Origin of the sequence: Angustibacter luteus (assembly GCF_039541115.1) — a bacterium.
GTDB lineage: Bacteria > Actinomycetota > Actinomycetes > Actinomycetales > Angustibacteraceae > Angustibacter > Angustibacter luteus.
Map to the genome: position 1 here is coordinate 1 of NZ_BAABFP010000005.1, position 26,070 is coordinate 26,070.

Below are 26,070 nucleotides of genomic sequence, written 5' to 3' on the forward strand. Positions count from 1 at the left end.
GGCGGCACCCGCGGCGCCGACCCCGGCGCCGCCCGTCCCGGCTCCGGTCGCGCCCGCGGCCGAGCAGGCGCCAGCCGCCCCGGCAGCGCCGGCAGCGGCTGTGGAGGCGCCGGCTACTCCGTCGGCCCGTCCGTCCGCTCGTCCCGGTCCGGCCGCGCCCAGCGCCCCGGCTGCTGAGTCCGCTCCGGCGGCCCCTGCCGCCCGGGCCGAGGGCGGCGGTCGCCCCGGTGCGCCGCGTCCGGGGAACAACCCGTTCGCACCGAGCCAGGGCATGCCGCGACCCGGTGCGCCCCGGCCGGGCAACAACCCGTTCGCGTCCGAGCAGGGCATGCCTCGCCCGCAGGGTGGGCCTCGGCCCGCGCCGCGGCCCGGCGGCTCGGCCGGTGCGGGCGGACCCCGCCCGAACCCCGGCATGATGCCGGCTCGCCCGAGCCCGGCCGTCGGCCGTCCCGGTGCGGCCGGCCGTGGCGCGCCCGGCCGTGGTGGTCCCGGTGGGGCCCCCGGCGGTCGTCCCGGCGGGGGCGGCGGCGGCGGTGGCTTCGCCGGTCGTCCCGGTGGCGGTGGCGGCGCGCCCGGTGGTGGCGGCGGTTTCGCCGGCCGTCCCGGTGGCGGCGGCCGCGGCCCGGGTGGTCGTGGTGGCACGCAGGGCGCGTTCGGCCGCGGTGGTGGCCGTCCCGTGCGCGGACGCAAGAGCAAGCGCGCGAAGCGTCAAGAGTTCGAGCAGATGCAGGCTCCGTCGCTCGGTGGCGTCACGGTTCCCCGCGGCGACGGCAAGACCGTCGTCCGGGTCCGTCGTGGCTCCAGCCTGACCGACTTCGCCGACCGCATCGGTGCGAACCCGGCGTCCCTGGTGACGGTGCTGTTCCACCTCGGTGAGATGGCGACCGCGACGCAGTCGCTCGACGAGGACACGTTCCGCGTGCTCGGCGCCGAGCTCGGCTACGACATCCAGGTCGTCTCGCCCGAGGACGAGGAGCGCGACCTGCTCGGCCAGTTCAACATCGACCTCGAGGCCGAGCTGGCCGACGAGGGCGACGAGGACCTGGTCGCCCGTCCGCCGGTCGTCACGGTCATGGGTCACGTCGACCACGGCAAGACGCGCCTGCTGGACGCCATCCGCTCCGCGGAGGTGGCCGAGGGCGAGGCCGGCGGCATCACCCAGCACATCGGTGCCTACCAGGTGCACACCGTGCACGAGGGCCAGGAGCGCGCCATCACCTTCATCGACACCCCGGGTCACGAGGCGTTCACCGCCATGCGTGCCCGTGGTGCGAAGGTCACCGACATCGCGGTGCTCGTGGTGGCGGCCGACGACGGTGTCATGCCGCAGACGATCGAGGCCCTCAACCACGCGCAGGCGGCCGACGTGCCGATCGTGGTGGCGGTCAACAAGATCGACAAGGAAGGCGCCAACCCGGACAAGATCCGCCAGCAGCTCACCGAGTACAACCTGGTGGCTGAGGAGTACGGCGGCGACACCATGTTCGTGAACGTGTCGGCCAAGCAGGGCGAGAACATCGACGGCCTGCTCGAGGCGGTGCTGCTCACCGCGGACGCCGCGCTCGACCTGCGCGCCAACCCCGACAAGGACGCTCGCGGCGTCGCGATCGAGGCCAACCTCGACCGTGGCCGTGGTGCGGTCGCGACGGTGCTGGTGCAGAGCGGCACGCTGCGGGTCGGTGACGGCATCGTCGCCGGCAGCGCCTACGGCCGCGTGCGCGCCATGCTCGACGAGCACGGCCAGAACGTGGAGGAGGCGGGTCCGTCCCGCCCGGTCCAGGTGCTCGGTCTCGCCTCGGTGCCGCGGGCGGGTGACACCTTCCTGGTGGCGCCCGACGACCGCACCGCCCGGCAGATCGCCGAGAAGCGCGAGGCGGCGGATCGCCAGGCCTCGCTGGCCAAGGCGCGCAAGCGGATCAGCCTGGAGGACCTCAACGAGGCGCTCGCGGCCGGCAAGGTCGAGACGCTGAACCTGATCCTCAAGGGCGACGTGTCCGGTTCGGTCGAGGCGCTCGAGGACGCGCTGCTGCAGATCGACGTCGGCGAAGAGGTCGACCTGCGGATCATCGACCGCGGGGTCGGCGCCATCACGCTGAACAACATCAACCTGGCCATGGCCTCGGACGCGATCATCATCGGCTACAACGTCCGGGCCGAGGGTCAGAACGCTGACGTCGCGGACCGCGAGGGCGTGGAGATCCGGTACTACTCGGTGATCTACCAGGCGATCGACGAGGTCGAGGCGGCGCTCAAGGGCATGCTGAAGCCGGAGTACGAGGAGGTGCAGCTCGGTACCGCCGAGGTGCGCGAGATCTTCCGCTCCAGCAAGTTCGGCAACGTGGCCGGTTCGCTGGTCCGCTCGGGCGAGATCCGTCGCGGCGCCAAGGCGCGCATCCTGCGCAACGGCACCGTGGTGGCCGAGAGCGTCGAGATCGCCGGCCTGCGGCGCTTCAAGGACGACGTCACCGAGGTCCGCGACGGTTTCGAGTGCGGTATCAACCTGGGCTCGTTCAACGACCTGCAGATCGAGGACGTGATCGAGACCTACGAGATGCGCGAGAAGCCGCGCAGCTGACCGCCGTCCGGCCCGGCGTGCCCCCTGCCTGCGGGTGGGCGGGCACGCCGGAGCCGCGGCTCGCAGCAGGACGAGAAGGCCCCGTTTCCGTCGGGGCAGGAGCACACGAGGACGTGACGAGATGACCGACCACCCCCGCGCCCGCAAGATCGCCGACCGGATCAAGGTCATCGTCGCCGAGACGATCGAGCGTCGGATCAAGGACCCTCGCCTCGGGTTCGTCACCGTCACCGACGTCCGCGTGACGGGTGACCTGCAGCACGCCTCGATCTTCTACACCGTGTTCGGTTCGGAGGAGGAGCGGGCGGGCACCGCTGCCGCGCTGGAGAGCGCCAAGGGCGTCATCCGCCGCGAGGTCGGTGCGGGTACCGGCCTGCGGCTCACCCCGAGCATCGAGTTCTTCGCGGACGCGATGCCGGAGAACGCCGCGCACATCGACGACCTGCTGCGGCAGGCCGCGGAGCACGACGCCGAGGTCGCGGCCCGGGCCAGCGGCCAGGTCTTCGCCGGCGAGGCCGACCCGTACAAGAAGCCGCACGAGGACGACGACGAGGCCGACGCCGAGCAGACGCCGTAACGTCCGAGTGGATGGCTGCTGTGACAGCCATCCATTCGGACGTCAGCGGGTTCGCCGGACGGTCAGCCGACCGGCGCTGCCTCCGCCAGCAGCACCTCGACCGGCTCGCTCGAGCTGCGCGGGGAGCGGCGGGGCAGCCAGCGGGCCGCGACGGCGCCCACCGCCACGACAGCCGCGCCGGTCAGGATGGCCGGCCGCAGCGCGTCGGTGTAGCCCTCCGGCGTGATCGTGCCGCCGGCGCCCTCGAACACCGCGACCAGCACCGCGACCCCGAGCGCCACGCCGATCTCGCGGATGGTCGCGTTGGTCGAGCTCGCGGTGGCGTGGTCGTCGTCGGCCATGTCGGCCAGCACGGCCGTGGAGCTGGGCGCGAACGTCAGGCCCATGCCGATCCCGGCCAGCGCAAACGCCGGCACCAGCTCCGCGTAGGTGCCGCTGGGGGTGGTGACCAGGGCGATCCAGGCGAGCGCAACGGCCTGCAGGGTGAGCCCGACCGAGAGCAGGGCTCGGACGCCGACCCGTGGGGCGAGCAGCCCGGCCACCGGTGCGACCAGCATCGGGGCCGCCGTCCAGGGCAGGGTCCGTACGCCGGCCTCGAGGGGGGAGTACCCGTCGACGACCTGCAGGTACTGCACCAGCAGGAAGACGGAGCCGAACATGCCCATCGAGAACGCGAACCCGGCGATGTTGGCGATCGAGAAGCTGCGCGAACGGAAGAGCCGCAGCGGGATCAGGGGGTACGCCGTCCGGCTCTCCCGGACGAGAAAGGCGACGAGCAGCACGGCGCTGGCGGCCAGGGCGACCAGCACGCGGGTCGACGTCCAGCCGTCGATGTTGCCTCGGGTGATACCCCAGACGCCGCTGAAGACGCCGGCCCCCACGAGGGCCAGGCCGGACACGTCCAGCGGGTCGCGGCGGCCGTAGCTCTCGGGCAGGGCCCGCAGGATGAAGGGGACGGCGACGAGCGCGATCGGGACGTTGATCCAGAAGATCGCCTGCCACGAGACACCCTCGACGACGGCGCCGCCGATCAGTGGGCCGAGCGCGACGCCGAGACCGGCGACGCCGCCCCAGACGCCGATGGCCATCGCCCGCTTGGCCGGCGGCACCGCCGCGGCGAGCAGGGTCAGCGACAGCGGCATGATGGCGGCGCCGCCGACTCCCTGCAGCGCGCGGGAGGCGATCAGCATCGCCGGGGTGGTGGCCAGGGCCGAGGCGATCGAGGCGAGGGTGAACAGGCTGATCCCCGCCACGAAGATCCGGCGACGGCCGAACCGGTCACCGAGCGTGGAGGCGCCGAGCATCAGCGTGGCGAAGGTGAGCGTGTAGGCGTTCACGAACCACTGGAGCTGCTCGACGCTGGCGCCGAGATCCGTCCGGATCACCGGGAGCGCGTTGGTGATGACCAGGTTGTCCAGGGTGGCCATGAACATCGGCAGGGACGCCGCGAGCAGTGCGAGAGCGAGCGGAACGCGTCGGGTCGAGCCGGACGACGTCCGGGCTTGCCCCAGAGTGTCGGATGTCATCGGAACTCCTTGTAAGCATTGATTGATTACTAAGCGACGACAGTAGGCATCGACTGATAACATGTCAACCATGAATTCCACGGAGATGTCAGCGGCGCCCCGACGGATGTCCGGCGAGCAGCGGCGGGACCAGATCCTGAAGGCGGCGCTCGGTGCGTTCGCCGCCGGTGGCTACGCCGGCACCAGCACCGACCAGGTGGCCCGCGCGGCGGGGGTCTCCCAGCCCTACGTCGTCCGGCTCTTCGGCTCCAAGCAGGAGCTGTTCGCCCAGGTGTACGAGCACGCGAGCAAGCGGGTCATCGACGCGCTCGCCGCGGTCCCCGCCGGCCCGGACGCCAAGCACGAGATGGGCGAGGCCTACGTGCGGCTGCTGGCCGACCGCGACCTGCTGCTGGTGATCATGCACGGCTTCATCGCGGGCGCCGACCCCAAGGTCGGGCACATCGCCCGCTTCACGCTGGCCGAGGCGTTCCGGCTGCACCGCGAACGCACCGGCGCCAGTGCTGACGACGCCCGGATGTTCGTCGCCCACGGCATGCTGATCAACGTGCTGATGGCCAGTGGCGCCCCGCTGCACCTGGGCGAGGACCCCGACCTCGACGCGCTCACCGAGTGCACGTTCGGCGCGGCGATGAGCGACGTGGCGGCGCTCGCCGCGGGCGCGTGAGCTCGCCCCCGGGGCGGACGGACGCGCCGCCTCGCCGACCGACCGCGCCGGACGGTCTGGTGGTCGTCGACAAGCCGGCCGGCTGGACGAGCCACGACGTGGTCGCCCGGATGCGCCGGCTGGCGGGCACCCGCAAGGTCGGCCACGCGGGCACGCTCGACCCGATGGCCACCGGCGTGCTCGTCGTCGGGGTCGGCCGCGCCACCCGGCTGCTGACCTACCTGGTCGGCGCCGACAAGACCTACACCGCGACGATCCGGCTCGGCGTCACGACGGTCACGGACGACGCCGAGGGCGACGCGACGTCCCGGTTGGATGCCGGGGGGCTGACCCGCGCGGACGTCGACCCCGCGGTGCGGGCGCTCACCGGAGCAATCGATCAGGTGCCGAGCGCGGTCAGTGCGATCAAGGTCGACGGCCAGCGCTCGTACGCCCGGGTGCGCTCCGGGGAGCAGGTCGAGCTCGCGGCCCGGCCGGTCACCGTGCACCGGTTCGACGTGCTCGACGTGCGGCCCGGGGTGGACGAGAGCGCCGACGACGCACTGGCCGTGCTGGACCTGGACGTCGAGGTCGAGGTCTCGTCCGGCACCTACGTGCGCGCGCTGGCCCGCGATCTCGGTGCGGCATTGGGGGTCGGCGGGCACCTGACCGCACTGCGCCGCACCGCGGTCGGGCCGTACGCGATCGGCTCGGCCCGGACGCTGGAGCAGCTCGAGGAGCGGCTCGATGTCCTGCTGCTGGCCGACGCCGCCCGGGCCGCCTTCACCAGCCGCGAGCTGTCCGAGGCCGACGTCCGGACGCTGCGGTACGGCCAGCGCGTCCCGGCCAGCCCGACGGACGACGTCCCCGTCGCCGCGTTCGGACCGGACGGCTCGCTCGTCGCCCTGCTCGAGAACCGCGGGGACAGCGCGCGGTCGCTGCTCGTCGTCCCGCCCATCGACTGACCCGCCCGCCGACTGACCTGGCGTCCGTCCGGCGCTAGTGAGCCAGCAACGGGGGAGCGGCGAGCTGGGCGAGCTGGAGCGCCTGCGCCGGGAACCAGTCGCCGGCGGCGGGGTCCGTGATGCCGCCCCACTCGGGGTCGGTGGTGGCGCCCGCGACGCCACGGTTGCACTGCCCGTCGGACTGGCCCGGGGTCTTGATCCAGAGCTTGGCGTCCAGCAGCGGGTTGCCGGTGACGGTGGTGGGGCGGTCGCCGAGGCCGCGTCCGGGCGGGTTGCACCAGTCCTGGGCGTCCGGGTACGCGACGGCGGGCTGCCACGGTCCCTGGCCGTTACGGCTCGTGTCCACCACGAAGTGCGCGGTCGGCGCGGTGCTGCCGAGCATCGAGGCGTACCGCTCGTTGACCCCGAGGGTGTTCAGGTCGGCCGCGCTGGCGGTGTCGCTCCACACGCCGTAGTTGTTCAGCGCGACGCCGTTCCACCCGTTGCTCGGACCGCCGTTCCAGTACTGGTTCGGGCAGCCGTTGTAGTCGCCCACGTTGACGCTGGTGGCGTACGCCAGGCACTGCGAGACCCAGGTGCCGTACTGCGACAGGTTCGGCGTGTACTGGTAGTTCGAGGCGTTCACGAAGAACCCGGCCGCACGCTGGACCCCGGCCTTGACCAGCCGGTCGGCCGACTCGCCGACGTTCTGCCAGGCGGTGTGCGTGGCGTCCAGGTACACCGAGACCTGCGGGTGCGAGGTCAACGTGTCCACGGCGTGGTTGAGCTGGTCGAACCGGTTCTGCGGGGTCGGCGCGCCGTCGGCCGGCGCGCCCGGCGGGGTGGCCAGGGTGCAGTTCGAGCTGCCGTCGAGCGCCGAGACGTAGTTCGGGATCAGGCCGAGGCCGTCGGGCTCGAGGACGACGGTTGCCCGCCGGTCGCCGATCCCGGCGGCGAACGCGTCGATCCACGCGTCGTACGCCGCGGTCCCGGCCGCACCGCCCGCGGAGTACTGACCGCAGTCCCGGTAGGGCAGGTTGTAGGCGACCAGGGTCGGCACAGCGCGCTGCAGCGCGGCGCCGGCCATCGTCTTGCGCACCGCCGCGCGGACCTGCGCCGGCGTGCCCTTGGTGAACCAGACCGCCTGCGGCGTGGTGACCTCCTTGAGCACCAGCGCGGCGTCCCGGAGGCGACCGCGGGGCGCCAAGGTGGCGACCTGGGTGAGCGAACCGTCCGGCGGTGGCGGCACGTAGAGCCGGGAGCTGCTCGGGTGGGACGAGCCGCCGCTGCTCCGCTCGCTGCCCTCGGCTGCGGGCGCGGTGAACGCCAGCAGCACGAGCGCGACGATCAGGACGAGGGTGGCGCGGGCGGGCGTCCGGGACATGGCACTCCTTGCGTCGTTGCGAGGAGGGACGGCTCTCGGCTGGATGGTGTGAGAGCGCTCCCACGGCCGCCACCATCCCGCCGGAACCGACCCGTTGTCAACGGTTTGGGACGGCTTGCCCGTCTCGCGCGGCCAGTTGGTCGAGGGTTGCTGCCGCTTCTCGAGGGTCGTTCGCCTCGGGAAGCGGGTCTGCACCCACTGAACGTGATCAACGCGGGGAGTTGACAGGCGATGTAGTGCCGATATATCGTCAACGCATCGCCACCCAGTCGGTAGATGGTCCCGAACCAAGCGGACCGCCCGAGGGTGGCAGCAAGGAGAACCACCATGAGCACCACACAGACGCAGCCCGGCCGTGACGGCCGGCAGCACGAGAAGCACGAGAAGCACGAGCACGACCACAGCGAGCACCACCGCGGCCACCACTTCGGGCGTCGCGGCGAGCGCCGTCCCGACTGGAGGATGGGTGAGGGCGATGACCTGGACGACGGCCGTGAGAGTCGCCGTCGCGGCCCGCGCGGTCGCGGCGGCCAGGGCGGCGGACGCGGCTTCGGTCCCGGTTTCGGGCCAGGCTTCGGTCCCGGCCCTGGTGGGTTCGGCCCCGGCGGTCCGCGGGAGCGCGGTCGCGGTCGACGCGGTGGGCGCGGAGGTCGCGGCGACGTCCGCGCGGCCATCCTGACCCTGCTGGCCGAGCAGCCGATGCACGGCTACCAGCTGATCCAGCAGATCACCGAGCGCAGCGGCGGGGTCTGGACGCCGAGCCCCGGCTCGGTCTACCCGGCGCTGTCCCAGCTGGAGGACGAGGGCCTGGTCACGTTCGAGCGGGTCGACGGTCGCAAGACCGCCAGCCTGACCGAGGCCGGTCGCGAGCACGTCGAGCAGCACGCGGCCGAGCTGGGATCGCCGTGGGACGACGTCAGCGGCGGCGTGAGCAGCCAGGCCCGTGACCTGATGGGTGAGATCGGTGCCCTGATGGGCGCCGCCCGGCAGGTCGCGCACGTCGGCACGCAGGCTCAGGTCGCCCAGGCCGCAACGGTTCTGGCCGATGCGCGACGGTCCCTCTACCGGATCCTCGCGGACGAGCCGCAGGGCGACGCCTGACGTAGCCGCACCAGCACCAGCACCAGCACCAGCGCCGGCCGCCGCGGGGGCTCACCCCTCGCGGCGGTCGGCGTTCGCGTGCACGGCGTCGTGCACGTACTGGGCGAGCCCGGTGGCGACGTCCTCGTAGTGCCTCGTGAAGCGAGGGTCCGCCAGGTACAGGTCCGCGAGCCCGCGGTGCATCGTCGGCGAGCAGTCGTAGAACCGCTCGATGCCCCGGCGGTGCCGCTCGGCCAGGTCCAGGGCGCGTTCGTCGGTCGCGGGGACGCCGTCGCGCATCGCCTGGGCGAGCTCGGCCTCGAGTGCCTCGGTCTCGGCCCTGATCGCCAGCCAGTCCTGCTTGCTCCAGCGCGCGGTGCGGCGCCGGCTCTGCCGCCAGGCGTCCGTGTCACCCCACCGTTCCTCGGCCTCGGCCGCGAGCTCCTCGCCTCGCCATCCCTCGCCGAAGACCTCCAGCTGCTCGCTCGGGGTCAGGTTGATGCCCATCTGCTCCGCCTCCAACATCTTCTCCAGGTGGGACAGCACGTTCTCGAGGCGACCGATCCGGTCCCGCACGAGGCGGTGCTGCTCGCGCAGGTGGGACGCGGGGTCCGCCTGCGGGTCGTCGAGGAGCGCGGCGATCTGGTCCAGCCCGAAGCCGAGCTCCCGGTAGGCCAGCACGTCGTGCAGCCGCGCCAGGTCGCCGTCGTCGTAGAGCCGGTAGCCCGCTGCGGTGCGTCCGCTGGGGCGCAGCAGCCCGATCTGGTCGTAGTGGTGCAGGGTGCGCACGCTGACCCCGGCCATCGCGGCCACCTCACCCACGGCGTGCTCGACGCTCTCGTCGCCCACGACGGCCTCCCTTCCTCGACCTGCTGAGCGTGCCGCCTCACGTCGCGTCAGGGTCAAGCCGAAATTCTCGGTGCGCAACGGCGACCGCGGCCAGTACGGTGCCGCGATGAGCACGAAGATCCGCCTCATCGGCCCCGACGACGCCCAGGATGGCGAGCTCCTCGACGCCCTGGCCCGGCTGCTGGCGACCCGCCACCAGGCTCACCGGGTCACTGCCCCCCTGCTGGACCCGGGCTACGAGGAAGCGGCGGTCTGCCGGGAGCACCTGGGCGCGCAGCTGAGCGACGAGAACGTGAGCGGCGCCGTCGCGGTGCGCGAGGGCCGGACCGTCGGGTACCTGATCGGTCGGACGGGGGACGGCCCGCCCTGGGGACCGAGCGTCTGGATGGAGTCCGGCGCGGTGGCCAGCCAGGACGCCGAGACCGTGCGCGATCTCTACGCGGCCGCCGCGCAGTCGTGGGTGGACGCCGGGAAGGTCGCGCACTACGTGCTGGTCCCAGCCAGCAGCGCGGCGCTGGTGGACGGCTTCTTCCGGCTGGGCTTCGGGCTGCAACACGTGCACGGGGTCCGCGAGCCCGCCCGCCGCGAAGCGCTGCCTGGCATCACGATCCGGCGAGCCGACCGCGCCGACATCCCGGTGCTGGCCGAGCTCGACCGCGAGCTCCCGCTGCACCAGGGCCGATCGCCCGTGTTCTCGGCCGGCCACCTACCCACGCTGGACGAGGCTCGCGAGGAGTGGGAGGAGGACTGGGGCGACGACCGGTTCACCACGTTCGTCGCGGTGCTGGACGGTGAGCCGGACGGCGCTGTGCTGGGCTCGGCGATCGCCTGCCCGCTCGAGCTGTCCAGCCTGCACCGCGGCCCCGCCCTGGCCGACCACAGCGGGTTCCTGGGCTTCGCGGCCGTACTGCCCGCGGCCCGCGGACGCCGGATCGGCCGCGCGCTCGGCGAGGCCGTCATCGACTGGTCGGCCCGCTCCGGCTACCGCAGCGTGGCCACGGACTGGCGGGCGACCAACCTGCTGTCCTCGCGCACCTGGCCGCGACTCGGGTTCGAGCCGACCTTCCTGCGCCTGCACCGGCTCGTGGGGCACTGAGCCGGCGCAGGCGCAGGTCGGACGCGTCTGCCGTTCGGGGTCAGTGGCCGCCGGTCACCGCCGCGTACGCGTTCACGAGGCCGTTGCCGTAGAACCCGTTCTTGGACGCCGGACCCTCGCACTTCGCGGATGCCGTGGCGACCGAGCCGTCCGGCCGGATCCGGGTCCAGGTGAACGTGCGCGGCTGCGGGCAGGCGTGGTCGACGGCCGTCTTGAGCAGGATCCGCTCCGTGGTGGCCGGGTTCAGGGTGAGGCCACCGTGCCGGGCGTCCCGCTTGCCGTACTGGCTGACGATGAGCGCGGCGACGCCGACCGCGTGCGGGCTGGCCATCGACGTCCCCTGCAGGTACTGGTAGTACCCGCAGGTGCCGCCCTGGCAGTCCTGCACGACGAAGTCGTTGTTCGGCGTTCCGTCGGGGTTGAGGTCACCGTTCGCCTCGGCGTCGTACTTCGGGTAGGCCGCCAGCACCAGGTTCCGCGGGTCGAGGGTCTCGTCCGTGGAGTCGTACGCGTCCCCACCCGGCGCGGACACGTCGGTCTGCTCGGTGCCGTAGTTGGAGAAGTACGACATCCGGGTCGAGGGACCGGTCGAGCTGACCGACACCACGCCCCGGCTCTCGGACGGGACGCTGATGCAGCGGTTGTCGATGGTGCGCTCGTGCGCGGCGCCGGCCGGGTAGTCCGGGCTGGTGTCGTCGAACGTCGGGTGGCCGAGGTCGGTCAGCTCGTTGCCCATGGCCGCGATCGGCAGGACGCCGTGCGCCCGGGCGTAGTCCAGGGCGCGCTGGGTGGTCTCGCGGATGACGCGCTGCTCGGTCTGCTCGGCGGGGGAGTCCGCCGGGTTGTTGACGCAGTTGAACAACCACGGGTCGGTGTAGAAGCTCATGTTGACGACGTCGACCCCGATGTCACCGGCGTAGGTGATGGCCTGGATGGTCGGCGCGAGGAAGAAGTAGCCGGAGTCCTGACCGGCGCGCAGGTTCAGCAGCGTGACGTTCGGTGCGACGCCCGCGATGCCCAGCCCGTTGATCGGTGAGCCGATGGTGCTGGCGACGTGGGTGCCGTGCCCGTCGTCGTCGTGGTCCACGGGGTCGATGCAGGACGGGTACTCGCACGGGCCGTCGATCACCGGGAGGTCGGTGACGAAGTTGTGCGACTCCGCGGCGTCGAAGTTGGGGGCGATGTCCGGGTGGGTCCCGTCGACGCCGGTGTCGATGACGCCGACCTTGACCGTGGCCTTGCCGGGCTGCACGGCGTAGGAGCCGTCCGGGGTCGCGCCGATCTGACGCATGTCCCACTGCCGGTTGGCGAGCGGCTCGGCGGCAGGGGCAGCGGCCGGCGCGGCGTCGGCCTGCCCGCGCCCACCCTGGCCGGTGGCCTCGCGCGCGGCGCGGTCCTTCGTCAGCCGCTCGACGTCGTCCTTCGTCAGCGCCTTGGCTCGGGCGTCCTTGGGGGCGTACCCGATGACGCGGTCCCGCGCGGCGCCGCGGACGGCGGCGGACGTGGACACCGCGGTGGAGAACGAGGACGCGCCCGAGCGCACCACGGCGAAGCCGACCTCGGTGTTCTCCGAGACGATCGTGCCGCCGGCGGCCTTGATGGCCGCGCGGGCCGAGGCCGACGCGCCGGCCGAGGTGTAGAGGACGACGTACTGCTGGCTGCCCGAGGCGGCTGCGGTCGTGGAGGTGCCGGTGGCGGCGGCCATGGGGGCTGCCGACGCCGGGGCGATGGCGGTCGCCGCAGCGACGGCCAGGACGGAACCGAGGACGAGAACGGCGGATCTGCGCATGTCGCGCTCCCTTGGTGGGGGTCCGGGTCAACCGGTGTGTCCCGCAACGTAGACCCGGGGGTCGCCACGTGGAAGGGCCGGCGAATCGCCTGCCGGTAGCGGCGTCGTCCCCGCGCCGTACGCTGTCCGCCGTGGAGCGCTGGAACGACCTGGACGACGTCCCGACCGACCTGTCGGGCGCTGTCGTGACCCTCGGCAACTTCGACGGTGTGCACGCGGGGCACCGCGCCGTGCTGGCCCGGGTCGTGGAGCGCGCCCGCGCGCTGTCTGCCACGTCCGTGGCGATCACGTTCGACCCGCACCCCGTGCAGGTGCTCTTCCCGGACCGCGCGCCCGAGCTCGTGACCAGCCTGGACCAGCGGCTGGACCTGATGTCGGCCACCGGTCTGGACGCCGCGCTGGTCATGGCGTTCACGCCGGAGCTGGCCCAGTGGTCACCGGAGCGCTTCGTGGAGCGCGTGCTCGTGGACGTGCTGCACGCGCGGGCCGTGGTGGTCGGTGCCGATACCCGGTTCGGCCACCGCAACTCCGGCGACGTGCGCACCCTGCGCGAGCTCGGGGAGCTGCACGGCTTCGACGTCGACGTCCTGGAGGACCTGCACCCCCAGGCGTCCGCCGCGCGCTGGTCCTCCACCGGGGTGCGCGAGGCGCTCGCCGAGGGCGACGTCGAGGGCGCTGCCCGGGCGCTCGGCCGGCCGCACCGCGTCACCGGCACGGTCGTGCACGGTGACCACCGCGGTCGCGAGCTGGGGTTCCCCACCGCCAACCTCGGTCCTGACTCGCAGGGGATGGTCCCGGCGGACGGCGTGTACGCCGGCTGGTTGCTCCGCCCCTCGCTCGACGAGACGGCCCAGCGGGTGCTGCCCGCCGCGGTGTCGATCGGGACCAACCCCACGTTCGACGGCACCAGCCGCCGGGTCGAGGCCTACGTCCTGGACCGCACCGACCTCGACCTGTACGGCGAGCGCGTCGTGCTGGAGCTGGTGCAGCGGCTGCGCCCGACGTTGCGCTTCGAGTCGGTGGACCGGCTGGTCGAGCAGATGCGCCTCGACGTCCAGGAGTGCCGTGAGGTCCTCGGTCACGGGGTGGTGCCGCGGTCGTACGGACCGACCTACCCGGTGCACCCGCAGGGCGACGAGCACGTGGACGGGACGACCTCGGCGGACTGATACCCTGGACACCGCCGTCAGAACGGCCGCGGAACCAGAGAGCCCGGGTGGACAAGCCCCGGTGCACCGCGCAACGACCGAAACCAGGAGAACCGCCTTGCCCCTCGACGCCGCAGTCAAGACCAAGATCATGTCCGAGTACGCGACGCACGAGGGCGACACCGGTTCGCCCGAGGTCCAGGTCGCGATGCTCACGCAGCGCATCAAGGACCTCACCGAGCACCTGAAGGAGCACAAGCACGACCACCACAGCCGTCGTGGTCTGCTCCTCCTCGTCGGCCAGCGCCGCCGGCTGCTCGGCTACCTGCGCGACAAGGACATCGCCCGGTACCGCTCGCTGATCGAGCGCCTGGGCCTGCGCCGCTAGCGCAACCGCCGCGGTCCCCATCGGGGGCCGCGGCGTTCTCATGTCGGGCGTGCCCCGGCGGAGCACCGAACCGCACCACCAGATCGCACCACCAGATCGCACCAGGCAGACCGCACCACCAGCTGGACCACAACTGAACACGCAGCACAGCGAGACGACGGCCGTACGGAGCGCCGGTCCTCGGTAGTGGCCCCCGGGAGGCACCCGCCAGTGAGCGGACGCCGGCCGTGGGCCTCGATCGAAGACCGGGACCACGCGCCGCTCACGCCGTCGGTACGACAGGCCGCCCGTGTCGGGCGGTCTGCAGACGATGACTGATGAGACGAAACGGAGAGTGACCCCGACATGGAGGGTCCCGACACCCAGTTCGCGGAGGCCGTGCTCGACAACGGCAGCCACGGCACCCGCACCATCCGGTTCGAGACCGGACGGCTCGCCAAGCAGGCAGCCGGTTCCGCCGTCGCCTACCTGGACGACGACACGATGCTGCTCGCGGCCACCACGGCCGGCAAGCACCCCAAGGACCACTTCGACTTCTTCCCGCTGACGATCGACGTCGAGGAGAAGATGTACGCCGCGGGCAAGATCCCCGGCTCCTTCTTCCGCCGCGAGGGTCGGCCCAGCACCGACGCCATCCTGACCTGCCGGCTGATCGACCGCCCGCTGCGCCCGTCCTTCGTCAAGGGCCTGCGCAACGAGGTCCAGGTCGTCATCACCGTGCTCGCGCTCAACCCGGACCACCAGTACGACGTCCTGGCCATCAACGCCGCGTCGATGTCCACCCAGCTGTCCGGCCTGCCGTTCAGCGGCCCGATCGGCGGCGTCCGCGTCGCGCTGATCGACGGCCAGTGGGTGGCGTTCCCGAACCACAGCCAGATGGAGCGCGCCGTCTTCGACATGGTCGTCGCCGGCCGCGTGGTCGAGACCGCCAACGGCTCCGACGTCGCGATCATGATGGTCGAGGCCGAGGCCACCGAGAACGCCTGGCCGCTGATCAAGGGCGAGAACGTCCCGGCGCCGACCGAGGAGGTCGTCGCGCAGGGGCTCGAGGCCGCCAAGCCGTTCATCGCCGAGCTGGTTCGCGCGCAGGCCGACCTGGCCTCCCGCGCCACCAACACCCCGCTGGAGTTCCCGACCTTCCCGGACTACGCGGACGACGCGTACGCCGCGGTCGAGCAGGCCGTCGCGGCCGACCTCGAGCAGGCCCTGCAGGTCGCCGGCAAGGCGGACCGCGAGGGTCGCCTCGACGAGATCAAGGCCGCCATGGTCGGCCACCTGGCCGGCGAGGACGGCGCGTTCGAGGGTCGCGAGAAGGAGCTGTCCGCCGCGTACCGCAGCGTGCAGAAGAAGCTCATCCGCCAGCGCATCCTGCGCGACGAGGTGCGCATCGACGGCCGTGGGCTCAGCGACATCCGTCAGCTGTCCGCCGAGGTCGAGGTCATCCCGCGCGTGCACGGCTCGGCGCTGTTCGAGCGCGGCGAGACCCAGATCCTGGGCGTCACCACGCTGAACATGCTGCGCATGGAGCAGCAGCTCGACACGCTCTCGCCCGAGACGCGCAAGCGCTACATGCACAACTACAACTTCCCGCCGTTCAGCACGGGCGAGACCGGCCGCGTGGGCTCGCCCAAGCGCCGCGAGATCGGGCACGGCGCACTGGCCGAGCGCGCGATCATGCCCGTCCTGCCGAGCCGCGAGGAGTTCCCGTACGCGATCCGTCAGGTGTCCGAGGCGCTCAGCTCCAACGGCTCCACCTCGATGGGCTCGGTCTGCGCCTCGACGCTGGCCCTGCTCAACGCGGGTGTGCCGCTGCGCGCGCCGGTCGCCGGCATCGCGATGGGCCTGGTCAGCGACCAGGTGGACGGTGAGACCCGCTACGCGGCGCTCACCGACATCCTCGGCGCCGAGGACGCCTTCGGCGACATGGACTTCAAGGTCGCCGGCACCAAGGAGTTCGTGACGGCGATCCAGCTGGACACCAAGCTCGACGGCATCCCCGCCTCCGTGCTGGCCAGTGCGCTCACCCAGGCGCGCGACGCCCGGCTGCACATCCTGGACGTCATGGCCGAGGCCATCGACGCCCCGGACGAGATGTCGCCGTACGCGCCGCGGGTCATCGCGATCCACGTCCCGGTGGACAAGATCGGCGAGGTCATCGGGCCGAAGGGCAAGATGATCAACCAGATCCAGGACGAGACCGGCGCCCAGATCTCGATCGAGGACGACGGCACCGTCTACATCGGCGCCACCGACGGTCCGTCGGCGGAAGCGGCTCGCAACATGGTCAACGCCATCGCGAACCCGCAGATGCCGGAGGTCGGCGAGCGCTTCCTGGGCACCGTGGTCAAGACCACGACGTTCGGCGCGTTCATCAGCCTGACGCCCGGCAAGGACGGCCTGCTGCACATCTCCGAGATCCGCAAGCTCGTCGGCGGCAAGCGCATCGACTCGGTCGAGGACGTGCTCGCCGTGGGCCAGAAGGTCCAGGTCGAGCTCAAGGAGATCGACCCGCGCGGCAAGCTCAGCCTGGCTGCGGTGCTCGCCGAGGACGCCGGCCAGGACGGCGGCACCGCGGACGTGACCGCTGCCGAGGCCCCGGCCGAGGTCTGAGCCACACCTTGCGAGAGCTACCAGTCCGCGCGGCGGGCGCAGTCCCGCTGCCGCTGACCGGTGAGCTGACCAGCACCCTGGCCGGGGAGGCCGGCGACGCACTCGTGCGACGTACGGTCCTCCCCGGCGGGGTGCGGGTGCTGAGCGAGCACGTCCCCGGCGTCCGCAGCGTCACGCTCGGCTGCTGGGTCGGCGTGGGCAGCCGCGACGAGGCCGAGGGCTTCCGCGGCGCCACGCACTTCTTGGAGCACCTGCTCTTCAAGGGCACCTCCCGCCGCTCCGCGCTCGACATCGCCGTCGCCTTCGACACGGTCGGTGGCGAGGCGAACGCGGTGACCGGCAAGGAGCACACCTGCTACTACGCCCGGGTGCTGGACGACGACCTGGGCCTGGCCGGTGACGTGATCACCGACATGGTCACCTCCGCCACGCTGCGAGCCGAGGACGTGGACGCCGAACGCGGCGTCATCCTCGAAGAGCTCGCGATGAACGACGACGACCCCGCGGACGTCGTGCACGAGCGGATCGCCGAGGCCGTGCTGGGTGACCACCCGCTCGGCCGCCCCATCGGGGGCACGCCCCAGACCATCGCCGCGATCGACGCCGTGCACGTCCAGGGGCACTTCCGCCAGCACTACACCTCCGACACCCTGGTGTTCACGGCCGCCGGCAACGTCGACCACGACGCGCTGTGCCGGCTGCTCGAGGCCGAGCTGGACCGCTCCGGCATCGCACGCGGTGCGGCCCATCCCGCGGCCCGCCGGGTGGGCACCACGGTCACCGCCGGCCACGGCGCCGGCGGCACCGTCGTCGTCCGCCGGCCGACCGAGCAGGCCAACGTCATCCTCGCCACCACCGGCCTGACCGCGACCGACGAGCGGCGCTACGCGCTGTCGGTGCTGAACGCGGTGCTCGGCGGTGGCATGAGCAGCCGGCTGTTCCAGGAGGTGCGCGAGAAGCGCGGTCTGGCGTACTCGGTGTACTCGTTCGCGTCGAGCTACGCGGACTCCGGCTACTTCGGTCTGTACGCCGGGTGCACGCCGGGCAAGGCCAAGCAGGTCATCTCCCTGATGAACGCCGAGCTGGAGCGCATCGCCGAGGACGGCATCGACGCCGAGGAGCTCGTGCGCGGCATCGGGCAGATGCGCGGCGGCCTCGTCCTCGGCATGGAGGACACCGGCTCCCGGATGACCCGGCTGGGCAAGGCCGAGCTGGTCTACGGCGAGTACGTGACGATGGACGACGTGCTGGCCCGGATCGAGGCGGTCTCGGCGGACGAGGTGCGCGCGGTGGCAGCCGACCTGGCCGCCCGCCCGCGCTCGCTCGCGGTCGTCGGACCCTTCGACGAGGACACCGCGTTCGGCCTCTAGGCTGACGGGCGTGACAGCCACCCGGGTCAGTGTGATCGGAGCCTCCGGCCGGATGGGCGGCGAGGTCTGCCGCGCGGTCCAGGCGGCGGACGGCCTGGAGCTCGTCGGCCGCTTCGACGTCGGCGACGACCTGGGTGACCTGGGCGGCGCTGAGGTGGTGGTCGAGTTCAGCGTCCCGGACGCCTCACCGGCGAACGTCCGACACTGCGTCGAGCAGGGCGTGCACGTCGTCGTCGGGACGACCGGCTGGAGCTCCGCTCGGCTGGACGAGCTGCGGGCGAGGCTGACCGAGCACCCCGAGGTGGGCGTGCTGGTGGCCCCGAACTTCGCCATCGGCGCCGTGCTGATGATGCGCTTCGCCCAGCTGGCGGCGCGGTTCTACGAGTCCGTGGAGGTCGTCGAGCTGCACCACCCCGACAAGGTGGACGCGCCGAGCGGCACGGCGGCCCGAACGGCGTCGCTGATCGCTGCCGCCCGGGCGGACGCTGGCCTCGGCGCCGTCCCGGACGCGACGACGACCGACCCGGACGGGGCGCGGGGGGCTGACGTCGACGGGGTGCGGGTCCACGCCGTGCGGCTGCGGGGCCTGGTGGCCCACCAGGAGGTGCTGTTCGGTGCCGAGGGGGAGCAGCTGACCCTGCGGCACGACTCGTTCGACCGCGTCTCGTTCATGCCCGGTGTGCTGGCCGGCGTGCGCGCGGTCGGGGGGCACCCCGGCCTGACAGTCGGTCTCGAGCACGTGCTCGACCTCGGCTGAACCGGGCCCCTGCTGATGCGCACCAAGCTCGTGGTCGTCGTCCTGGTGCTCGCGTTCGCCTTCTACGCGCTCACGATCGGCTGGCGTGGGGTGCTCCTGGTCGGCGACGGCCGCCCGGTGACCGTGCTGCTCGGCCTCGCGGTGCTCGTACTGCCGTTCGTGGCCGGCTGGGCGGTCTGGCGGGAGGTGCGCTTCGGGCTGGCCACCGAACGGCTCGGGCGACGCCTGGACGACGAGGGTGGGCTGCCGCCGGACGACCTGCCGCGCCGGCCGAGCGGCCGGGTTGACCGCGGGGCGGCTGACGCGGCGTTCACCGGGTACCGGGACGCCGTCGAGTCCGACCCGCAGAACTGGCGCGGCTGGTACCGCCTGGCACTGGCCTACGACGCGGCGGGGGACCGGCGTCGCGCCAGAGCCGCTGCGCGAGAGGCGATCGCCCGGGCCCGCAGCGCCGAAACGTAGCAAAGCGATCAAGCGGCCGAAGGCCGGTAAACAGAACGAATCGTCGCAGACCCGGGTACCGGCGTCCGTTCAGCGACGCCCGGCGTCCGCTTCGGTCGTCGTGTCGCCGGGGTTAAGCGCTTGTTGCCCAATCGTTACCGCGTGAACGTGAAGGTCTTGTGGACACCCTCGGTGCAAGCGCTTAGATTTTCGGCTCAACCCACCCGGCACCGGCGCCGGGCGGGACCCAGATGGGAGGCGGCCTCGATGGCCCTTCGCGTGACCCGGTCTTCCAAGGCCCTCGCCATCACGGCGGCTGCAGGCCTTGCGCTCATGCTCACCGCCTGCGGGAGCAACGACGACGACAGCAGCAGCTCGGCGAGCAGCACGGACTGCGCCGCCTACAAGACGTACGGTGACCTCAAGGGGAAGACGGTCAGCGTCTACACCTCGATCGTGGCCCCTGAGGACCAGCAGCAGATCGACTCGTACAAGCCTTTCGAGGAGTGCACGGGCGCGACGATCAAGTACGAGGGCTCCAAGGAGTTCGAGGCCCAGCTGCCGGTCCGCGTCAAGGGCGGTAACGCGCCTGACATCGCGATCGTCCCGCAGCCCGGTCTGCTGAAGACCCTGGTCGCCACCGGCAAGGTCAAGAAGGCCCCCGACGCGACCGCGGCCAACGCCGACAAGTGGTTCGGGCCGGACTGGAAGGGCTACGGCACGGTCGACGGCACCTTCTACGCGGCGCCGCTGGGCGCGAACGTGAAGTCGTACGTCTGGTACTCGCCGTCCGCCTTCAAGGACAAGGGCTACGAGGTCCCGCAGACGTTCGCCGACCTGATGACCCTGACCCAGAAGATCACCGACGACAACGGCAAGGGCTCGGCGTGGTGCGCCGGCATCGGCTCCGGTGACGCCACCGGCTGGCCGGCCACCGACTGGCTGGAGGACATGCTGCTGCGCACCGGTGGCGTGGACGTCTACGACCAGTGGGTCAACCACGAGATCCCGTTCAACGACCCCAAGGTCGCGGACGCGCTCGCCAAGGTCGGCGGCATCCTGAAGAACCCGAACTTCGTCAACGGCGGCGACGTCAAGTCCATCGCCACGACGACGTTCCAGGACGCGGGCCAGCCGATCCTCGACGGCTCGTGCTGGATGCACCGGCAGGCCTCGTTCTACGCGGCCAACTGGCCGGAGGGCACCAAGGTCGGCCCGGACGGCGACGTGTGGGCGTTCTACTTCCCGGCGGTCGACCCGGCTCAGGGCAAGCCCGTCCTGGGTGGTGGCGAGTTCATCACCGCCTTCGCCGACCGTCCCGAGGTGCAGGCGTTCCAGACCTACCTGAGCTCGGACACCTGGGCCAACAACAAGGCCAAGGCCACCCCGGCCGGCGGCTGGGTCAGCGCGAACAAGGGCCTGGACGTCAACAACCTGGTCAGCCCGCTGGACAAGCTGTCCGCCCAGATCCTGCAGGACCCGAAGGCCAAGTTCCGGTTCGACGGGTCCGACCAGATGCCCGGTGCTGTCGGTGCCGGAACCTTCTGGAAGGGCATGACGGACTGGATCACCGGCAAGTCCGACGCGGACACGCTGAACTACATCGAGAACTCCTGGCCGAAGAGCTGATCTTTCGGTAGGACTGAGCCCGACGAGCAAGGAAGTCTCGATCCTGGCCGGGGGCACCCCCTGGGTGCCCCCGGCCAGAACACCAAAGGCGGTGGTTCGGTGTCAGCAGCGGAGAAGTTCGGCCAGATGTTCTTCGCCATCGGTCTGTTCGCGGTGGTCTTCATCGGAATCCTGTTGCTGGCCAGCCTCGCCAAGGGCCGCAAGGGCGAGCGGGTGCAGAGCCTGGCCTTCGTCGGCCCGGCGCTCCTGCTCCTGGCGGTCGGCCTGCTGTACCCGGCGATCCGCACGGTCGGGCAGTCGTTCAAGAACGGTGACGGCACCAAGTTCATCGGCTTGGACAACTACACCAACATCTTCACCAGCCCCGAGCAGCTGCTGGTCATCCGCAACACGGCGGTCTGGGTGCTGCTCGTGCCGATCTTCGCCACGGCGATCGGCCTGATCTACGCGCTGCTGGTCGACAAGGCGCGCGGCGAGTCCTTCGCCAAGGCCTTGATCTTCCTGCCGATGGCCATCTCGATGGTCGGCGCGTCGATCATCTGGAAGTTCATGTACGACTACCGGCCGAAGACCCGGCCGCAGATCGGTCTGCTGAACGCCATCTTGGTCAAGCTCGGCTTCGACCCGCAGAACTTCATCCTGAACGCCCCGGCGAACACGGTCTTCCTGATCGTCATCATGATCTGGATCCAGTGCGGCTTCGCCATGGTGATCCTGTCGGCAGCGATCAAGGCGATCCCCGAGGACATCATCGAGGCGGCCCGGCTGGACGGTGTGCGCGGGATGCAGATGTTCCGCTTCATCACGCTGCCGAGTATCCGTGGCGCCGTGGTGGTCGTCCTGACCACGATCGGCATCGCCGTCCTCAAGGTCTTTGACATCGTCCGCACGATGACCGGTGGGCAGTTCGACACCAGCGTCGTCGCGAACGAGTTCTACAACCAGACGTTCCGCTACGACAACACCGGGCTCGGTGCGGCGCTGGCCGTGGTGCTCTTCGTCCTGGTGATCCCGTTCATTGTGTACAACGCTCGGCAGCTGCGACGTTCGGAGGGCCGATGAGCACGCTGACCCCGGCAGTGACCCCCGAGGACACGCCGGCCCCACCGACCAAGAACCGTCCGTCCGCGCTGGCCAACGCCAAGTCGATGCTGTCCTCGCGGGTGGCCACGGTCATCGCGATCGTCATCGCCGTGCTCTGGACCATCCCGACGGCCGGCCTGCTGATCACCTCGTTCCGCAAGCCGCTGGACATCAACCGCAGCGGTTGGTGGACGGTCCTGCAGAACCCCAGCTTCACGCTGGACAACTACCGCCTGGCCCTGGGCAGCGGGACCTCCAGCCTGGCCGACGAGTTCGTGAACAGCATCGTCATCACCATCCCGGCCGTGCTGCTGCCGATCCTGCTGGCCACCCTCGCGGCGTACGCGTTCGCCTGGATGGACTTCAAGGGCCGCAACCTGCTGTTCGTGGCGGTCTTCACGATGCAGATCGTGCCCATCCAGGTGACGATGATCCCGCTGCTGTCGCTGTACGTGAACACGCTGCACCTGAACGGGACGTTCTGGAGCGTGTGGCTCTCGCACACGATCTTCGCCCTGCCGCTGGCGGTCTTCCTGATGCACAACTTCATCAAGGAGATCCCCGCCGAGCTGGTCGAGGCCGCGCGGGTGGACGGCGCCGGGCACGTGCGGATCTTCTTCCGCGTCATGCTGCCGCTGCTCACTCCGGCGCTGGCGGCGTTCGGCATCTTCCAGTTCCTGTGGGTGTGGAACGACCTGCTGGTCTCGCTGGTGTTCCTGGGCGGCTCCCCGGAGTTCCGGCCGATCACCGTCGCCATCTCCGAGCTCGCCGGCACCCGTGGCAGCGCCTGGTTCCTGCTGTCCGCCGGGGCGTTCATCGCGATGGTCGTGCCGGTCGTCGTCTTCCTGTCCCTGCAGCGGTACTTCGTCCGTGGCCTGCTCGCCGGTGGCCTGAAGGGGTGAACGGGCCTGACGGGTCCGCTCGGGTGCTCGGGTGAGCCGGATCGAGGACGTCGCCAAGGCGGCGGGCGTGTCGACCGCGACGGTCTCGCGGGCCCTGCGTGGGCTGCCCAAGGTCAGCGAGCAGACCCGGGCGAAGGTGCTGGCCGCGGCCACCGAGCTGGAGTACGTCGCCTCACCGACGGCCTCCAGCCTGGCCTCGGGCAAGACCCACGTGGTGGGGGTCGTCGTCCCGTACGTGACCCGGTGGTACTTCGCCGGCCTGATCAGCGGCGCCTCGGAGGTACTGCGCGAGCACGGGTTCCACGTCCTGCTGTTCGACGTCGGCGACGAGGGCCCGCAGCGGGCGCTGCTGCTGGACTCCCGCATGCTGTTCAAGCGGGTGGACGCCGTGCTGGTGCTGTCCCTGCGGCTGCACGAGGCCGAGCGTGAGCTGCTCTGCCGGCTCAACATCCCCGTGGTCACCGTCGGTGTGCCGGATCCGAACTGGCCCTGCGTGCGGATCGACGACCTGGGTACGACGCAGCAGGCGACCGAGCACCTGATCGGGCTCGGCCACACCAGGATCGGCTACATCGGTGGCGACACCGTGCCCTCGATGGACTTCCCGACGCCGGCCGACCGGGCCCGCGGCTTCCGGGACGCGATGGCCCGGCACGGGCTGGACGTCGAGCCCAGCTCGGTGGTGATGGGGGACTGGTCACCGCTCAGCGGGTTGACGGTGGGCCTGGAGCTGCTCGGCCGCCCGGATCGCCCGACTGCCGTGGTCGCGGCGTCGGACGAGCTGGCCCTGGGGATCCTGGCGGCGGCCCGGCAGCTGGGGCTGCGGGTGCCGCAGGACGTGTCGGTGGTCGGCATCGACGACCACGAGATGGCCGAGCTCTACGGGCTGACCACGATCGCGCAACCGGTCGTCGAGCAGGGTCGGATGGCGACCCGGCTGCTGCTCTCCGCCGTCGCCGGCCTCGACACGGGCCACGACGTCGCGACCGTGCCCACGACCTTGGTGCTGCGCACCTCCACGGCCCCGCCGACTCAACCCTGAGTCGCCGCCTACGCCCTGAGCCGGCCGAACAGGCGCCCGACCGCACTGCTCGCGACGTGCACGAGTGACTCCAACGGCCCGCGCGCGAACGTCCGCCGCCACAGCACGGCCGCCAGCATGGCGACCGCCACGTGGGTGAGCAGCAGCGCCTTGCGGTGCACCACGTCCTGCTGGGCGTCGGCTGCCACGACGTGGAGCGTGTAGAGGGTCAAGGTCATGGAGCCGGTGGCGGCCAGGGCTCCGACGATCCCGCCGGTGAGCCGACCGAGGCGGCGGTCGCAGACGAGCAGGGCGAGACCGAGCACCGCCAGCGCGGAGCCGGTCGTGCTGACCAGGTCGAGCGTCGTCCCGGAGTGCGCGCTCGCGACGGCCTGCCACCACCAGGTCGTCGTCGGCGTCGTCCCGTAGAGGCCGCGCAGCTCCAGCTGCGTGACCCCCAGCCAGGGTGCGACGACCTCGGTCGGCCCGGCGGCGACCAGCCGGTCCCAGCCGCCCGCGGCGAGCAGGAGGCGGGAGGCGACCGCGGCGGTGACCACCATGACCGCGCCGGAGCCGAACAGGAGCCATGCGGTCCGCCTGCGCCGCAGCGACATCCGTCCCACCGCGATGCCGACGGCGAGGAACACCAGCCAGGTCAGCACGGGGTAGTAGCCGGTCAGGGACAGCCGGGTGATCAACCCGAGCGGGTCCGCCGTGAGGTCCGAGAACGAGGGTTGCTCACCCGGGCCGGGGGCGAGGTCCGCTCGCCACGCCTGGCTGAGCAGGGGCATCACCACGGCCCACGCGGCGGCTCCCACGAGGAGCGCCCGGGACGGGCACCACAGCAGGGGCAGGGCGAGGACGAACAGCACGGCGTAGTTCACCAGGATCACGGCGATGGGCGGGTCGAGCTGGACCAGCAGCAGGCCGATCACGGCGATCAGCGCCGCCCGGGTCACCACCCGGGCGACGACGACCCGGGCGGGGCGCAGCCGGGGCTGCCGCCCGCCCGTGGCCAGCGCGAGGCTGACCCCGGCCAGCACCGCGAACAGCGCCGACGCACGCCCGCCGGCGAACCAGAACCAGGGGGTGACGTGGTCCTGGGAGTCGAGCTCGGGCAGCAGGTGCGTGCCCATCATCCCGATCAGGGCCAGGGCACGGGCGGCGTCCACCCCGCGCAGCCGCTGGCCGGCCAGCGCCGGACCGCTCACGCCGCCCAGCCCGCTGCGCGCACGGCGGCCGCCACGGCCGCCGCGACCAGGATGACCACCAGGAACGGGGCGCGCAGCAGCAGCGCGACCACGGCTGCCGCGAGTCCGGCCACCCTCGCGTCCAGCACCAACCGGCCACCAGGGGCGCCGAACGCCTGGACCGCGACCAGCCCGGCGAGCAGGCTGACCGGCAGCAGCACGAGCGCCCGGCTGGCCAGCGGTCCCTCGAGGAGTCGGGGAGGAACCGAGAAGCCGATCCGCTTGAGGGCGAACGACAGCGCGCACGCCACGAGGACGGCGACGACCAGCGTCGTCCCGCTCACGGTCGGGCCTCGCCCGTCGTCGGCCGCTCCCGCCGCCGTTGCAGCACGGCACTGGCGAGGGCGACCACGCCCGCTGCGAGCACGGGCAGCCCGGCGGGCAGGACCGGGACGCAGACGAGCGCCACCGCGGCGGCGAAGACCGCCACCACCCGCGGCTCGCGGGCGGTGAGCCGTGGCCAGAGCAGCGCCAGGAACGCGGCCGCCGCCATGGCGTCCAGCCCGTAGCGTCGTGGGTCGCCCAACCGGTCCCCGGCAAGGGCGCCGACGGCGGTCATGAGATTCCAACCGGCGAAGACCGTCACGCCCGTGACCCAGAAGCCGATCCGGCGGGCCACCGGCTCGGCCTGGGCGCTGCCGACGGCGAACGACTCGTCGATGGTCAGGTGCGCCGCAACCACCCGTCGCGGTCCGCGCACGTGCAGCCAGCGGGCGACCTGCATGCCGTAGACGGCGTTGCGCACGCCGAGCAGGGTGGAGGTCGCGACCGCCGCGAACGGTCCACCGCCGGCGGCCACGACCCCGACGAACGCGAACTGCGAACCGCCGGTGAACATCAGGGCGGACAACGCGATCGTCGACCAGAAGCCCACGCCCGCCGCGACGGACAGCGCGCCGAAGCTGACCCCGTACAGGCCGGTGGCCAGGCCGACCGAGAGCCCCTGGCGCACCACCTCGCGTCGCCGCCCGGCCGGCAGCGGCGGTGCGACGCAGGTCACCGGCG

23 protein-coding genes are annotated in these 26,070 nt (G+C 71.9%); 16 read left to right on the forward strand and 7 right to left on the reverse strand.

The window, feature by feature from the left end; translation table 11 throughout:
* On the forward strand, nucleotides 1-2,575 hold a 2,575-nt coding region (infB, locus tag ABEB17_RS09130), incomplete at its 5' end, for a translation initiation factor IF-2 (protein WP_345716392.1).
* Between the two features lie 121 nt (nucleotides 2,576-2,696).
* Entirely contained in the window at nucleotides 2,697-3,152 is a 456-nt protein-coding gene (rbfA, locus tag ABEB17_RS09135) for a 30S ribosome-binding factor RbfA (protein ID WP_345716393.1), read from the forward strand.
* A gap of 62 nt (nucleotides 3,153-3,214) precedes the next feature.
* On the opposite strand, the gene ABEB17_RS09140 is transcribed toward rbfA, so the two are convergent.
* Nucleotides 3,215-4,678, reverse strand: a complete 1,464-nt coding sequence (locus ABEB17_RS09140; RefSeq protein WP_345716394.1) for an MFS transporter — start codon at nucleotides 4,676-4,678, stop codon at nucleotides 3,215-3,217.
* Between the two features lie 70 nt (nucleotides 4,679-4,748).
* On the opposite strand from ABEB17_RS09140, the gene ABEB17_RS09145 reads away from it, so the two are divergent.
* Nucleotides 4,749-5,345, forward strand: a complete 597-nt coding sequence (locus ABEB17_RS09145) for a TetR/AcrR family transcriptional regulator (RefSeq protein WP_345716395.1) — start codon at nucleotides 4,749-4,751, stop codon at nucleotides 5,343-5,345.
* Nucleotides 5,342-6,289 (forward strand): tRNA pseudouridine(55) synthase TruB, encoded by a 948-nt coding sequence (truB, locus tag ABEB17_RS09150; protein ID WP_345716396.1) that lies wholly within the window; start codon nucleotides 5,342-5,344, stop codon nucleotides 6,287-6,289. The genes ABEB17_RS09145 and truB overlap by 4 nt, the downstream gene beginning before the upstream one ends.
* A 34-nt stretch (nucleotides 6,290-6,323) precedes the next feature.
* Here truB and ABEB17_RS09155 read toward each other — a convergent pair whose 3' ends face one another.
* Nucleotides 6,324-7,652: a glycoside hydrolase family 6 protein gene (locus tag ABEB17_RS09155; protein ID WP_345716397.1), complete on the reverse strand. Its 1,329-nt coding sequence runs from the start codon at nucleotides 7,650-7,652 to the stop codon at nucleotides 6,324-6,326.
* 462 nt (nucleotides 7,653-8,114) lie between these two features.
* On the opposite strand from ABEB17_RS09155, the gene ABEB17_RS09160 reads away from it, so the two are divergent.
* Nucleotides 8,115-8,753, forward strand: coding sequence for a PadR family transcriptional regulator (locus ABEB17_RS09160; RefSeq protein WP_378226963.1), 639 nt, complete (start codon nucleotides 8,115-8,117; stop codon nucleotides 8,751-8,753).
* 51 nt (nucleotides 8,754-8,804) lie between these two features.
* Here ABEB17_RS09160 and ABEB17_RS09165 read toward each other — a convergent pair whose 3' ends face one another.
* Nucleotides 8,805-9,581, reverse strand: coding sequence for a MerR family transcriptional regulator (locus ABEB17_RS09165; RefSeq protein WP_345716399.1), 777 nt, complete (start codon nucleotides 9,579-9,581; stop codon nucleotides 8,805-8,807).
* A gap of 106 nt (nucleotides 9,582-9,687) precedes the next feature.
* Between ABEB17_RS09165 and ABEB17_RS09170 the strand changes: the two genes are divergently transcribed.
* Nucleotides 9,688-10,677: a GNAT family N-acetyltransferase gene (locus ABEB17_RS09170; RefSeq protein WP_345716400.1), complete on the forward strand. Its 990-nt coding sequence runs from the start codon at nucleotides 9,688-9,690 to the stop codon at nucleotides 10,675-10,677.
* A 40-nt stretch (nucleotides 10,678-10,717) separates the two neighbouring features.
* On the opposite strand, the gene ABEB17_RS09175 is transcribed toward ABEB17_RS09170, so the two are convergent.
* Nucleotides 10,718-12,466, reverse strand: coding sequence for a S8 family peptidase (locus ABEB17_RS09175; RefSeq protein WP_345716401.1), 1,749 nt, complete (start codon nucleotides 12,464-12,466; stop codon nucleotides 10,718-10,720).
* Nucleotides 12,467-12,597: 131 nt separating this feature from the next.
* On the opposite strand from ABEB17_RS09175, the gene ABEB17_RS09180 reads away from it, so the two are divergent.
* The 10 genes from ABEB17_RS09180 (at nucleotide 12,598) to ABEB17_RS09225 (ending at nucleotide 23,836) form a co-directional block, all read left to right on the forward strand.
* Nucleotides 12,598-13,635, forward strand: a complete 1,038-nt coding sequence (locus tag ABEB17_RS09180; RefSeq protein ID WP_345716402.1) for a bifunctional riboflavin kinase/FAD synthetase — start codon at nucleotides 12,598-12,600, stop codon at nucleotides 13,633-13,635.
* Nucleotides 13,636-13,732: 97 nt separating this feature from the next.
* The gene (gene rpsO / locus ABEB17_RS09185) at nucleotides 13,733-14,002 is read left to right on the forward strand and encodes a 30S ribosomal protein S15 (protein ID WP_345716403.1); all 270 of its coding nucleotides are present in this window, start codon (nucleotides 13,733-13,735) and stop codon (nucleotides 14,000-14,002) included.
* 345 nt (nucleotides 14,003-14,347) lie between these two features.
* A complete protein-coding gene (locus ABEB17_RS09190; protein WP_345716404.1) occupies nucleotides 14,348-16,612 on the forward strand; it encodes a polyribonucleotide nucleotidyltransferase in 2,265 nt (754 codons plus the stop codon).
* A gap of 8 nt (nucleotides 16,613-16,620) precedes the next feature.
* Nucleotides 16,621-17,982 (forward strand): M16 family metallopeptidase, encoded by a 1,362-nt coding sequence (locus ABEB17_RS09195; protein WP_378226916.1) that lies wholly within the window; start codon nucleotides 16,621-16,623, stop codon nucleotides 17,980-17,982.
* A gap of 10 nt (nucleotides 17,983-17,992) precedes the next feature.
* Nucleotides 17,993-18,739, forward strand: a complete 747-nt coding sequence (dapB, locus tag ABEB17_RS09200; RefSeq protein ID WP_345716405.1) for a 4-hydroxy-tetrahydrodipicolinate reductase — start codon at nucleotides 17,993-17,995, stop codon at nucleotides 18,737-18,739.
* A 15-nt stretch (nucleotides 18,740-18,754) separates the two neighbouring features.
* Nucleotides 18,755-19,201 carry a hypothetical protein gene (locus ABEB17_RS09205; RefSeq protein ID WP_345716406.1) on the forward strand — a complete coding sequence of 149 codons (447 nt, stop codon included), beginning with the start codon at nucleotides 18,755-18,757 and terminating at the stop codon, nucleotides 19,199-19,201.
* Nucleotides 19,202-19,447: 246 nt separating this feature from the next.
* Complete coding sequence (locus tag ABEB17_RS09210) at nucleotides 19,448-20,809, forward strand: ABC transporter substrate-binding protein (RefSeq protein ID WP_345716407.1); 1,362 nt, start codon at nucleotides 19,448-19,450, stop codon at nucleotides 20,807-20,809.
* A 99-nt stretch (nucleotides 20,810-20,908) separates the two neighbouring features.
* Entirely contained in the window at nucleotides 20,909-21,871 is a 963-nt protein-coding gene (locus ABEB17_RS09215; RefSeq protein WP_345716408.1) for a carbohydrate ABC transporter permease, read from the forward strand.
* Complete coding sequence (locus ABEB17_RS09220; RefSeq protein ID WP_345716409.1) at nucleotides 21,868-22,794, forward strand: carbohydrate ABC transporter permease; 927 nt, start codon at nucleotides 21,868-21,870, stop codon at nucleotides 22,792-22,794. Before ABEB17_RS09215 ends, ABEB17_RS09220 begins: the two co-directional genes overlap by 4 nt.
* Nucleotides 22,795-22,825: 31 nt before the next feature.
* A complete protein-coding gene (locus tag ABEB17_RS09225; protein WP_345716410.1) occupies nucleotides 22,826-23,836 on the forward strand; it encodes a LacI family DNA-binding transcriptional regulator in 1,011 nt (336 codons plus the stop codon).
* Nucleotides 23,837-23,844: 8 nt separating this feature from the next.
* Here the strand turns inward: ABEB17_RS09225 and ABEB17_RS09230 are convergent, their stop codons facing one another.
* From ABEB17_RS09230 to ABEB17_RS09240, 3 genes are read right to left on the reverse strand one after another with little or no spacing between them, the layout of a single operon-like run.
* Nucleotides 23,845-25,026 (reverse strand): heparan-alpha-glucosaminide N-acetyltransferase domain-containing protein, encoded by a 1,182-nt coding sequence (locus tag ABEB17_RS09230; protein ID WP_345716411.1) that lies wholly within the window; start codon nucleotides 25,024-25,026, stop codon nucleotides 23,845-23,847.
* Nucleotides 25,023-25,349: an AzlD domain-containing protein gene (locus tag ABEB17_RS09235; RefSeq protein ID WP_345716412.1), complete on the reverse strand. Its 327-nt coding sequence runs from the start codon at nucleotides 25,347-25,349 to the stop codon at nucleotides 25,023-25,025. Before ABEB17_RS09235 ends, ABEB17_RS09230 begins: the two co-directional genes overlap by 4 nt.
* Nucleotides 25,346-26,065, reverse strand: coding sequence for an AzlC family ABC transporter permease (locus ABEB17_RS09240; protein WP_345716413.1), 720 nt, complete (start codon nucleotides 26,063-26,065; stop codon nucleotides 25,346-25,348). The genes ABEB17_RS09235 and ABEB17_RS09240 overlap by 4 nt, the downstream gene beginning before the upstream one ends.
* Between the last annotated feature and the right edge of the window lie 5 nt (nucleotides 26,066-26,070).